The 10211-nt window shown below is 54.3% G+C and carries 10 protein-coding genes; 3 read left to right on the top strand and 7 right to left on the bottom strand.

The window, feature by feature from the left end; translation table 11 throughout:
* Positions 1 to 339, top strand: a 339-nt coding sequence (locus tag AC2FNE_RS23525; protein WP_496806440.1) for a M3 family metallopeptidase, incomplete at its 5' end; no start/stop codon positions are given.
* A gap of 4 nt (positions 340 to 343) precedes the next feature.
* Here AC2FNE_RS23525 and AC2FNE_RS23520 read toward each other — a convergent pair.
* The 6 genes from AC2FNE_RS23520 to AC2FNE_RS23495 all read right to left on the bottom strand — a co-directional run bounded on the left by AC2FNE_RS23520 (position 344) and on the right by AC2FNE_RS23495 (position 6913).
* On the bottom strand, positions 344 to 1276 hold the full coding sequence (locus AC2FNE_RS23520; RefSeq protein ID WP_496806439.1) for a 2-hydroxyacid dehydrogenase: 933 nt from the start codon (positions 1274 to 1276) through the stop codon (positions 344 to 346).
* Positions 1277 to 1291: 15 nt separating this feature from the next.
* Positions 1292 to 2431, bottom strand: coding sequence for a rod shape-determining protein RodA (rodA, locus tag AC2FNE_RS23515; protein ID WP_170606084.1), 1140 nt, complete (start codon positions 2429 to 2431; stop codon positions 1292 to 1294).
* Complete coding sequence (gene mrdA, locus AC2FNE_RS23510; RefSeq protein ID WP_496806438.1) at positions 2428 to 4377, bottom strand: penicillin-binding protein 2; 1950 nt, start codon at positions 4375 to 4377, stop codon at positions 2428 to 2430. The genes rodA and mrdA overlap by 4 nt, the downstream gene beginning before the upstream one ends.
* Positions 4374 to 4910 (bottom strand): rod shape-determining protein MreD, encoded by a 537-nt coding sequence (locus tag AC2FNE_RS23505; protein ID WP_496806437.1) that lies wholly within the window; start codon positions 4908 to 4910, stop codon positions 4374 to 4376. The genes mrdA and AC2FNE_RS23505 overlap by 4 nt, the downstream gene beginning before the upstream one ends.
* Complete coding sequence (mreC, locus tag AC2FNE_RS23500) at positions 4903 to 5805, bottom strand: rod shape-determining protein MreC (protein ID WP_170475111.1); 903 nt, start codon at positions 5803 to 5805, stop codon at positions 4903 to 4905. The genes AC2FNE_RS23505 and mreC overlap by 8 nt, the downstream gene beginning before the upstream one ends.
* 61 nt (positions 5806 to 5866) lie before the next feature.
* Entirely contained in the window at positions 5867 to 6913 is a 1047-nt protein-coding gene (locus AC2FNE_RS23495) for a rod shape-determining protein (RefSeq protein ID WP_039523195.1), read from the bottom strand.
* Between the two features lie 154 nt (positions 6914 to 7067).
* On the opposite strand from AC2FNE_RS23495, the gene AC2FNE_RS23490 reads away from it, so the two are divergent.
* Entirely contained in the window at positions 7068 to 7859 is a 792-nt protein-coding gene (locus AC2FNE_RS23490) for a 23S rRNA (adenine(2030)-N(6))-methyltransferase RlmJ (protein ID WP_170606088.1), read from the top strand.
* A 106-nt stretch (positions 7860 to 7965) separates the two neighbouring features.
* Here the strand turns inward: AC2FNE_RS23490 and AC2FNE_RS23485 are convergent, their stop codons facing one another.
* Positions 7966 to 9540 (bottom strand): 2-isopropylmalate synthase, encoded by a 1575-nt coding sequence (locus AC2FNE_RS23485; protein ID WP_170475117.1) that lies wholly within the window; start codon positions 9538 to 9540, stop codon positions 7966 to 7968.
* Between the two features lie 287 nt (positions 9541 to 9827).
* On the opposite strand from AC2FNE_RS23485, the gene AC2FNE_RS23480 reads away from it, so the two are divergent.
* Positions 9828 to 10211: NAD-dependent epimerase/dehydratase family protein (locus AC2FNE_RS23480; RefSeq protein ID WP_496806436.1), on the top strand; the 384-nt coding region annotated here is incomplete at its 3' end.

The raw sequence follows: 10211 nt of genomic DNA, 5'->3' as shown, positions 1-10211 counted from the left end.
GATCCGATGGCGAAACAGGCTGAGCTTTTGAACGAAATAGGGATGCCAGCGGCGATCGGTATGCGCCATGCGACCCCGCATTTCGCGCATGTCTTTGCCGGCGATGGCTATAGCTCGGGTTATTACAGCTACATGTGGTCCGAGGTCATGGATGCAGACGCTTTCGCTGCATTTGAAGAAGCAGGCGGTGCCTTTGATCCTGAACGCGCCAAGGCACTGGAGGATAGCATTCTTTCGACTGGTGGTTCGCGAGAGGCGGAAGAGCTATACCTTGAGTTTCGCGGGCGCCTGCCAGGGGTGGAAGCGCTGTTAAAGGGGCGAGGATTGATCGCGGCTTGAGTACTCAATAACCCAGGTCGCGATCTACAAGATGCAGAAACGGCTCGCCACGTTCGCCACGCCGAATATTCTCGCAGATGACTTGCGCTGCGGTTACGGGCCGGGTTTCTGATGCGATATGCGGCGTAACGGTTACGTTTGGATGTTTCCAATAGGGGTGATCCGGTGGCAAAGGTTCCGTTCGGAACACGTCGAGAGTTGCGTGGCCAACCTGACCGCTATTCAAGGCCGCCAGTAACGCGTCGTCATCGATTAGCGGGCCGCGTCCTGGATTTATGATCTTGGCTCCTTGCGGCAACAGAGCAAGCGACTGGGTGTCCAGAATATTCTCAGTTGCCGGAGTTTCAGGTAACAAAAGGACTACTATTTCGGCCTGTGAAAGTGCTTGTTTCAAGTCCTTGGTGCCGCTTAAAGATTTAATTCCCGGGATGTTTTTCTGAGTCCTGCTCCAACCCGTGACCTTGAAGTTTAGCGCGGCCAGAGCGCGGGCTGCAGACTCACCCAAAGCGCCCAGACCCAATATTAAAATACGGCGCTGCGACGCGAGTGGCGGTGCTTCGGGTATCCAAGTCCCATCTTGAGACGTAATGTGCTTATCCATGCCAAGATGATATCGCAGCGCGTGTCCCACGACCCATTCAGTCATACCTTCGGTCAGCCCATGATCCACCATCCGAGCCAGCGGTACGTTCAACGTTTCGTTGTCCGTTATACTTTCGACCCCGGCCCATAAGCTGAGAACTGCTTTTAACCGGCCAAAGGGCCTGAAATCAGATAGGCCGCCGTTGGGAGCGTAGACTACGTAGTCGACTTTTTCAGGTGGTATCTCTGTCGCCAGATCGAAGTCCAGGCCCGCGTCCAACAGACCTTTGGAAAGAAGTGGCCGGTATTCGGGCCACAGTTCGGCACGCGCGGAAAACAGGACTTTCACGGTCATGCTGGACCTTTCGAATTAACGGGGACGGTGAATATGAGCGCTTTGGACAATACCAAACGCCGCCATCAAGACCAGCATGGCGGAGCCACCATAACTGACCATTGGTAGTGGGACACCCACAACCGGTGCCAAACCCATGACCATGGACATATTGACCGCAAAGAACAGGAAGAAATTCAATGAAATACCCAATGTTACCAGCGACGAGAACCGGTCCTTCGTCGACAGCGCAGTGACCATGCAGAACACCAGAATCAGGCCGTAAAGTATCAGCAAGGTGATACCCCCGACGAAACCGAACTCTTCGGCCAATGTGGTGAAAATGAAATCGGTGTGTTTTTCAGGCAAGAAATTCAGGCGCGATTGTGTGCCCTGCATGAACCCACGCCCGTTCCAGCCGCCGGATCCCAAAGCGATTTTGGATTGCGTAATGTGATAACCCGCGCCCAACGGATCGGTAGACGGATCCAAAAATGTATCGATGCGGCGGAACTGATAATCTTTTAATAATTGCCAATCTGTTCCGCGGCTTTTGAATACTGTAGTCACCAATCCGACGCCTGCAGCGATAACAGCAGCGAAATAAGCCCAGTGAACCCCTGCCAGAAACATTAGCCCACCACCTGCGGCCAACAGCAGGATGGACGTTCCAAGGTCAGGCTGCCGCAGAACCATCAAAGTTGGAATAAGGATCAAAATTACCGGAAGAATGACCCAAAGTGGCTTTGAAGTTTTGTGCGCGGGTAGCCAGTCGTAATAAGCCGCCAACAGCATGACAAGTGTCACCTTCATCAGTTCCGAAGGCTGCAACCGCATGAAACCCAAATCAATCCACCGTTGGGCGCCCATTCCGACGGCGCCGACCAATTCGACAAGTATCAGCAATCCGATCGAACTCAGATAGGCCACTGCGGACATGTTGCGCCAAAACCAGATAGGAACGACGGCTATTATAAACATAACCACCAATCCCAGGCCGAACCTTTCCATTTGTGGTTCGGCCCACGGTGTCCATGACCCGCCCGCCACAGAGAATAGCATCAAAAAACCAGCGCATGCCACGCTTACCAGCAACAGGGTAAGTGGCCAGTTCATATACAGAACCTTGCGAACTCCAGATGGTGTGGATTTGACTGCGTATTCGAGATAGCTCATGCGCGGTCCTTCTCACCTGGACGCGCTCTGGGACGACGATCGCCTTCCAACAGTTTTTGCTGTTCTTTGATGCGTTCGCGATCAGCCGATGGATAGGCTTCGAGTGGGGGCGTGCCGTTGTAAAGCGCCTGCAACATAATATCGCGAGCGACCGGCGCGGCTGCTTTGGATCCACCTCCTCCGTGTTCTACCACAACGGCCACCGCATATTTCGGGTTATCGTAAGGCGCAAAGCTGACGAACAAAGCGTGGTCGCGGCGTTCCCAAGGCAGGTCTTCGTTACGTATTACGCCGGCTGCGCGCTCCGCCTTGGTAATGTTTCGTACCTGACTGGTGCCTGTCTTTCCAGCCATGCGAAAGTCTTCCGCAATGATGCGGCTACGGTAGGCGGTGCCACGGCGGTCATTCGAGACCGAGAACATTGCCTTGCGAACCTGTTCAAGATTGTTGCGGTTCACAGCTAATGGTTCACCGGCACCCGAAGGTTGTTCAATTCCATTGGCTGACCGCACCAGCCGTGGTGTCACCGAGCGACCCGTAGCAAGCCGAGCCGTCATAACAGCCAATTGGAGTGGTGAAGCAAGCATGAAACCCTGACCGATCGACGCGTTGGCTGTGTCACCGACCAACCAGTCTTCGCCATGCACACGCTGTTTCCATTCCTGGTTTGGAGCCAATCCAGCGGCAACGGCGGACATTGGAATATCGTGCTTTACACCCAGCCCGAATGTGCGTGCCATATCTGAAATTTTGTCGATCCCGACACGCAAGGCAACGTCATAATAATAAACGTCGCAGCTACGTTTGAGAGACAACCCCAAATCGACTGTGCCATGGCCGCCGCGTTTCCAGCAGTGAAATCGTCGGCTTCCGACTTTTAGGTGACCTGGACAATAAACGGTACTGGACGGACTGATTACACCCGCCTCCAACGCAGCCATTGCGGTTATCATTTTGAAGGTCGAGCCGGGTGGGTATGTGCCTTGAACTGTTTTGTTGGCCAGCGGGCGATAATTGTCTTGTGTTAGGGCTCGGTAATCGGCAACCGATATACCCCTGACAAAGAGGTTGGGATCGAAGCTTGGCGCCGAACTAATGGCGCGGATGTCACCGTTTTCACAATCAATCACAACCGCAGCGGCGCTTTCACCGGCTAAACGGGCTTGCGCGTATTGCTGCAGGTCTGCATCGACCGACAACTGAAGGTCAGCGCCAGCTTCGCCTTCCTGTCGATCCAGTTCACGCATGACGCGACCGGTCGCGTTAACCTCAACACGCTTGGCGCCAGCCTTGCCCCGCAGCTTGATTTCCTGTTTGGCCTCAAGGCCGACCTTGCCGATTTGGAACCGCGGAATACGCAGCACGGGTTCTGGGTCTTCGATCTGACTCAGGTCATAATCACTTACAGGGCCGACATACCCCACCACATGGGCAAAATCCTCATAACGAGGGTATTGGCGGGTCATTCCGACTTCAGGTGTCACGCCGGGCAGAGCAGGAGCGTTAACGGCGACTTTCGAAATGTCTTCCCACGTCACCTGATCAGCCAATGTTACGGGCAGAAACGGGGCCGAGCGACGCATCTCTGATTTTGCACGTTCGATTTCATCTTGAGTCAGCGGAATAAGTTCAGAGAGTTTCGCGATAACTTGGTCAATGTCTCCCGCGTCTTCACGAACGATCACTATCCGGTACGATGGCGAGTTCTGGCCAATGATTTGGCCGTTTCTGTCGTAGATGCGACCGCGTGACGGTGGAATTAGCCTGATATTGACCCGGTTTTCCTCGGCCAGCAGCCGGTATTCATCTGCTTGGTCGACCTGCATGAACCGCATACGCGCGGCCAGACCGCCGATGAAGACCGCCTGCATTCCCCCCAATATCAGCGCCCTGCGGGGCAAACGTTTATAGGCTGGGCCAGGTGCTTTTTGCTTAGGTTGCTTCATGCGCGTGCTCCGGCCGTGGTATTGTCTGTAACGGATGCGCGCGTTACACCGAAGGCCACTTGGCTAAGCAGCACAATTGCTGGGTAGATCGATATCGTCACGATTGCCTGAATTGCGATTGACCCCATACCTGCCTGTTGAACGGAAAGTATTCCCAAAATCAGGCCGTTCGCGACAAAAATCACAGTTATCACCGCCGCAACCGAAGTCCATTCAGCTGCAAAACCGGCATCGCGGAATCCGGGCGCAGCAGACCTTAGGTACGCGGCACCAAGAACGACCAATGCCGCCATTAACCCTGGAGGGCGTTGCAGCAACAGGTCCGCCAACAACATTATCGCGGCGATGCTGATCATGGGAACATATCCAGGTCGACGCAGTAACCACGCGTAAGTCAGAACAATTAGAATGTCGGGAAACGGCCAGCGGTCGGGTTTTGTATCCAATGGCAACAGGTGAAGAAACAGGACCAGAAAAGAAAGCAAGACATAAAGGCAACGTTTTAGCCAGAGTTTAGAGGCAGCATTATCCATCGCCTGCCTCCTGCGTTGACAAGGCTGCCTCGGGCTGTTTCGGGCCGACGAGCCCACCTGGATCTCGGATGACAGGTGAGGGTTGAAAGCGCAGCACGCGTAAAAATTCGAGTCGTTCGAAATCCGCAGACAATCGGACGCGTAACCTGCCGCCCGGATCAATTGCTATTTGCCCGATCAAAAGACCACCTGGAAACACTCCGCCGTCACCGGAAGTAACGACACGATCACCTGGTCGAACAAGTTCGCGATTCTCCAGGAATTCCACCGCAGGACTTGCGGTATTGTCACCGATAATCAACGCTGTCTGGCCCGAGGGCTGAATAGTTGCAGGGATTGCGCTTGAGGCATCGGTCAACAAAATGACCCTAGCCGTGTCCGCCCCCACGCCCGAAATGCGCCCAACCACACCAATACCATCCATGGTCGCCCAGCCATCCAGTATTCCGTCTCGTTCACCAACGTTCAACAAAACCGATTGCCGAAAAGGGGAGCCACTGTCAGCCATGACAACCCCCGTGATGTATGTAAGCCGAGCATCCAGCCGCACATTGTTCAAGTCCAACAAGCGGGCGTTTTCCTGCTCTAACTGCAGTGCCGCCTCTTTCCAGGCTCGCATTCGGCGCAGCTCGCTGCGCAGTTCCTGGTTTTGCTCACTTAAGCGTTGATAGCTTTGAAAGTCCCGAGCCAGATTGACAGCGGCGGTAACAGGGACCATGGCCCATTCCATCGACGGAACCACCGTATCCACCACTTGCGCCCTGAAACGCTCCACTCGCGGGCTGTCGATGCGCCAGACAACAAAGATACCTAACAGGCACAAAACTAAAAGCCCCAGCAGCAGTCTGCGCAGAGGGGTTGTGTATTCGTCGCGCTGTGATCGGTCTTTTGCCACAGGACTCCTTCCCGTGCTGCTCGCGTCCGAAAATGTACCCTCGGATCAGAGGGTGCGCGCCTTAGCTTTCGTAGTCAATCGCGTGGCGCAGCTGTTTTTCGTATTCTAAGGCCTTACCGGTGCCCAAGGCTACACAATTCAGGCTTTCATCTGCGATCGATACAGCCAGACCAGTCTGTTCTCGAAGCGCCAAATCCAGATCGCCAAGCAAAGCCCCGCCACCTGTCAGCATTACGCCGCGGTCCACAATATCCGCAGCCAGATCGGGCGGTGTGGTTTCCAAGGCGGTCATTACCGCTTCGCAAATCTGCTGGACCGGTTCTGATAACGCTTCGGCAACTTGTGCTTGGCTGATTTCGATTTCCTTCGGCACACCGTTCAACAGGTCGCGGCCCCTGATATGCATCGACTGACCGCGACCGTCATCCGGCATACGGGCCGTGCCGATTGTGGTCTTTATCCGTTCGGCAGTGGATTCGCCGACCAACAGGTTCTGTTGCCGTCGTAAGTACGAGATAATAGCCTCGTCCATTCGGTCGCCACCAACGCGCACCGAACGGGCGTAGACGATATCACCCAATGAAAGAACGGCTACTTCGGTCGTTCCGCCGCCAATGTCGACAACCATGTTGCCAGTTGGATCTGTAATGGGCATGCCTGCACCAATCGCAGCCGCAATTGGCTCGGCGATCAGGCCCGCGCGACGCGCGCCTGCGGATAAAACAGACTGGCGGATGGCGCGTTTTTCAACCGGAGTGGCACCGTGCGGGACGCAGACGATGATTTTTGGTTTAGAAAAAGTCGAGCGTTTATGCACCTTGCGAATGAAGTGCTTGATCATCTCTTCAGCAGTGTCGAAGTCTGCGATCACGCCTTCGCGCATCGGGCGGATTGCCTCGATCGAACCCGGTGTCCTTCCCAGCATAAGCTTGGCGTCTTCACCGACCGCCAGAACCTTTTTCACGCCATCCTTTACGTGATACGCAACAACGGAAGGTTCAGACAGGATCACACCGCGCCCCTTGACATAAACCAGCGTGTTCGCTGTACCGAGGTCGATAGCCATGTCCGCTGTGAACAGGCCGCCCAGATTGCCAAAGATGCCCATAATTCCCTGATCCCGTTTGTCAGAATTTCCACTGCCCGCGACTCGACGGTTCCGGGACGGATGCCTTATAGGGTGCCAACTCGTCCGGTAAAAGGGCCGATTCCGCGACAATCAGCACCTTTCCGCCTTAATGGTAGGGACTTTAGAAGGCAAAATGCTCTCATATCAACACATTTACCACGCAGGTAACCTTGCAGACGTACATAAGCACGCGATTGTGGCACAAACGCTGGCTTATCTTACGCAAAAGGACAAACCATTAACCTATGTCGAGACCCATTCAGGGCGTGGGCTTTATCAGTTGGATTCGATTGAGGCAATTCGCACAGGCGAGGCAGTAGCGGGGATAGAGCGGGTGATGCAAGAAGGGTGGTTCGACGCCGATCACCCGCTGAACCAGGCGATAACGTTGGTCAAATCCCGGTTTGGCAAGACCGCATACCCGGGGTCGCCGATGATAGCGGCAAGTTTGTTGCGCCCTCAAGATAGTCTGCATCTGGCAGAGCTTCATCCGCAGGAATACCGTGCGCTTTCTGATGCAATGGCTGCAACAAATGCAAAAACTTACCACCAGGACGGTTTTGAGCTTGCTCAGTCATTGCTGCCACCTACACCGCGGCGAGGCGTGTTGTTGATAGATCCAAGCTACGAGATCAAGGCCGACTATGATCGGCTACCGAAAATCATCTCGTCGTTGCACCGTAAGTGGAACGTTGGGGTGATCGCAGTGTGGTATCCAATCTTGGGTAACCAACGTCACTGGGCGATGCGGGAAGCTTTAGGAAAGTTGAGGTTACCCAAGGTCCTGCAACATGAAGTTCGCTTTCCCGTGGCCCGAAAAAATCATGGGATGATCGGATCGGGTATGTTTCTGGTCAATGCGCCATTTGGGTTGAACGAAACCACTAATGAACTGGACAGCTTGTTTGGACGGCTTTCATCCTGAGCTTTTGTTACAATCTTTGCCTCTGTTTAGCTTCATGCTGCTCAAAATCAGCCCGGCGACTAAGGGAAGACAGGGGCGGTCTCAGGCAGGCCGCCCCTTTTTGTATTTATGACAAATCCTTGTACGAGATTTCGCGCGCGTCAGCGCCAGGCCCCGCCTTTTCCCTCCTAACAATAAGTCGGTTCAAAGCGTGAATGTAAGCCTTGGCTGATGCCACGACAGTGTCGGTATTGGCTGACTGCCCGGTTGCAATCATCCCGTCCTCTTCCAGCCGAACCGATACTGTGGCCTGAGCGTCGGTTCCTTCGGTAACTGCATGAACTTGGTAAAGTTGCAGATGAGCGGTGTTTGGATGAACCCTTCGTATTGCCCGGAAAGCGGCGTCCACCGGACCGTCGCCAGTTTCGGTTGCTATGACCTCTTGCCCGTCTACGTCCATCTCGATGGTTGCCTCGGCCTTGCCGACCGTTCCGCATGTGACCTTCATCGATACTAACTGCAAGTGATCGTTGCCGTCGTCATCGTCCAGCGACATCAATGCGATAAGGTCGTCGTCAAACACTTCTTTCTTGCGGTCAGCTAACTCCTTGAACCTTACAAAGATGTCTTTCAGTTGGTTGTCGCCAACCTCGTATCCCAAAGTGCTCAGCTTTTCGCGCAGTGCCGCGCGGCCCGAGTGTTTGCCCAACGGCAGCGATGTGCCCGACAAACCGACATCCTCTGGCCGCATGATTTCGAAGTTTTCGCGGTTCTTAAGCATCCCGTCTTGATGGATCCCGCTTTCGTGGGCAAAGGCATTCTTTCCGACGATTGCCTTGTTGAACTGCACGTTAAATCCGGAAACGGTCGCTACCCGACGCGAAATGTGCATGATCTTGGTTGTATCGATCCCGGTTCGCCAAGGCATGATGTCGTTTCGCGTACGAAGGGCCATTACGACCTCTTCCAGAGCGGTATTACCTGCGCGTTCGCCTAACCCGTTGATCGTACATTCGATCTGGCGGGCACCGCCTGCAACAGCAGCCAGCGAGTTTGCGGTCGCCATTCCGAGATCATTGTGACAGTGGGTCGCGAATATGACTTCATCTGCACCTGGGACGGTTTCGATCAGCCGTTTGATCAGGTCAGCGGATTCCACAGGTGCCGTATACCCCACGGTGTCGGGAATATTGATCGTAGTTGCGCCAGCTTTGATCGCAATTTCGATGACACGGCAAAGGTAATCCCATTCGGTTCGCGTTGCATCCATCGGAGACCACTGAACGTTTTCGCAAAGATTGCGAGCGTGGCTAACAGTCTCGTGAATCTTTTCCGCCATCTCGTCCTGTGTCAGGTTTGGAATAGCCCGATGGAGAGGAGATGTTCCGATAAAGGTGTGGATGCGGTTTTGTTCTGCATGCTTCACAGCTTCCCAGCATCGATCGATATCGGCAAAGTTAGCTCGTGCCAGGCCGCAAATGCGGCTGTTTTTGGATCGCTGTGCAATTTCCGTAACGGCTTTGAAATCACCTTCCGAGGCAATTGGGAAACCGGCTTCGATGATGTCGACGCCCATCTCGTCCAGCAGTTCGGCAATTTCGAGCTTTTCGTCATGCGTCATTGTAGCACCTGGGCTTTGTTCGCCATCGCGCAAAGTGGTGTCAAAGATCAAGACGCGGTCTTGGTCGGTCACGTTGGTCATTGGGGTCACTTTCTGTTCTGTCCTAAATCCGATGGCGCGCTGCCGTCCTCCTCTGAGCGGGCGCGCCGGATGGCACGCTCAGAGGCGGATTAGGATCAGTAGGCCGAGCAGAGACACGCCGCTTGAAGCGGCGTTTGCACAATGGATATCTGCACGGTTGATCATAGTGCGTAGGTTATACAGTTCGAATAAGGAATGAAAAGCAGGAATTTTGTTTGTGTGGCAAAGGATGAGCCATTTGGCCAGTACATGTTGATCGTTGGATAAACACCGCTAGCTGTACCGTCATGGAAAAAGCTTTGATAATAGGCGCAAGTGGCGGCATAGGTGGAGCATTACGCAATGAGCTAGAGGCGCGCGGCGCGAAGGTAATCGGCCTTTCCCGATCGTCCGATGATCTGGACTTTATGGACCCCGCGGCGGCAGAGAGAAAACTTTCGCAATTGGAGGACAATTTTGACCTGATCTTTGTCACGACCGGAGCGCTTGAGATTGATGGCGCTGCGCCCGAAAAAACCATTCGTTCGCTTTCGGCCCAGGAAATGATGAACCAGTTCGCTCTAAATGCGGTTGGCCCGGCGCTTGTTTTGAAGCAGGCCGGCCGATTATTGGCCCGCGATCGTCGCGCGGTATTCGGCGTCCTTTCGGCTCGAGTCGGATCCATCGGAGAC

The sequence above is a fragment of the Ruegeria sp. YKSD179 genome, assembly GCF_059612885.1.
The sequence above is the reverse complement of the archived record's forward strand: the minus strand, read 5'-3'. Positions and strand labels throughout refer to the sequence as shown.